The following is a 1,615-nucleotide window of genomic DNA, read 5'->3' on the forward strand; positions in this document are numbered from 1 at the left end:
CGTTGCAGCCCCATATCTGCACGGGGGCGCCATTGCTGGTGTTCCCGCCCGGCACATCGAGGCACTTGCCCGCCAGGCCCCTGAACGCGCCGGTGCTGTCCACGGCCGAGGCGGTGGGGCCGGTGAAGACCACGCCGGTCACAGCGGCGGTCAGGACACTGGCGACTATGCCGGCACGGCGGGAAATGCGCATCAAAGGACTCTCCTGGTGGGGCCGCACTCACCCGTCCGGCACGTAGCCGGACGGGTGCAGAAGGCGAATGGGGCAATGGGCACATGAGTGCCACAAGTCGCAGCAGCTCCACAAGACCCACTCAGAACAGGAATGGCCGAAACCGATCACCTGACAGTGCAAGGCGGCTGGGAGCGCCGCGCAGGGCTGGCAGGTTCCGGATCGAGTGCGTGCGGCCTGGCGGTCTGGGTCAATATGCGGTATGCCTGATTCCGGCGTGGCGTCGTCCAGTTGAGCTCTTCACGGGTTCTTTGCGCGCGGAAAATGACGCGAATACCCGGCCTTTGACGGCGACGGGTCAGATCAGGCCCCCTGTGCGGGAACACGATCACGTTAACGATCTTCACTTCGCTGAACGCGGCGGCCATGATGAGGCCGTATCAGGCCGCTCACGCCCGCACACCAACCGAGGCACAGCCATGCACCTGCGAATACGCCCGTCCCTGCGCACCGCCGCACTCGCCGTCGCGGCCCTGGCGGCCCTCGTCAGCACCACACCAGCCAACGCAGCCGACAAGCCGCAGGCGCGGCAGACCGCCTCGGCTGTCTTCGACGACGAGTTCGACGGCCCTGCCGGCGCCGCCCCCGACGGCTCGAAGTGGAACACCGAGACCGGCGGCCACGGCTGGGGCAACCGCGAGCTGGAGTACTACACCTCCGGCAACAACAATGCGGCGCTCGACGGCCAGGGCCATCTCGTCATCACTGCCAAGCGCGAAAACCCCGGCAACTACCAGTGCTGGTACGGGTATTGCGAATACACCTCCGCCAGGTTGAATACCGCGGGCCGCTACACCGCCCAGTACGGGCACGCCGAGGCCCGCATGAAGATCCCGCGCGGGCAGGGCATGTGGCCCGCGTTCTGGATGCTCGGCAACGACATCGGCTCCAACCCCTGGCCCAACAGCGGCGAGCTCGACGTGATGGAAAACGTCGGCTTCGAGCCCGGTACCGTCCACGGCAGCCTGCACGGCCCCGGCTACTCCGGCGGTAACAGCATCACCGGCACCTACACCTTGCCCGGCGGGAAGGCGCTTGCCGACGACTTCCACACCTTCGCTGTCGACTGGGCCCCCGACTCCGTCACCTGGTCCGTGGACGGCACCGTCTACCAGCGCCGCACTCCCCAGGATCTCGGTGGCAAGCCGTGGGTGTTCAACAAGCCGTTCTTCCTCATCCTCAACCTCGCCGTCGGCGGCGACTGGCCCGGGTCCCCCAACGACGCCACCCAGTTCCCGGCGCAGCTGGTCGTCGACCACGTACGCGTCTCCGCCTCCGCCGCGGACAGCACCGGCGCGTTCAGGGGCCTGGCGGGCAAGTGCCTCGATGTGCCGGGCGGGAATACCAGCAATGGCACCCCCGTGCAGATATGGGGCTGCAACA

At 67.5% G+C, this 1,615-nt stretch carries 1 protein-coding gene and 1 pseudogene; one reads left to right on the plus strand and one right to left on the minus strand.

The window, feature by feature from the left end; translation table 11 throughout:
- A pseudogene (locus tag ACWD4A_RS35320) lies at positions 1–193 on the minus strand (chitinase); the annotation flags it as partial.
- Between the two features lie 458 nt (positions 194–651).
- On the opposite strand from ACWD4A_RS35320, the gene ACWD4A_RS35325 reads away from it, so the two are divergent.
- Positions 652–1,615 (plus strand): family 16 glycosylhydrolase (locus ACWD4A_RS35325; RefSeq protein ID WP_451200569.1); only part of this gene is annotated, 964 nt, incomplete at its 3' end.

The organism is Streptomyces sp. NPDC002537, assembly GCF_053594975.1.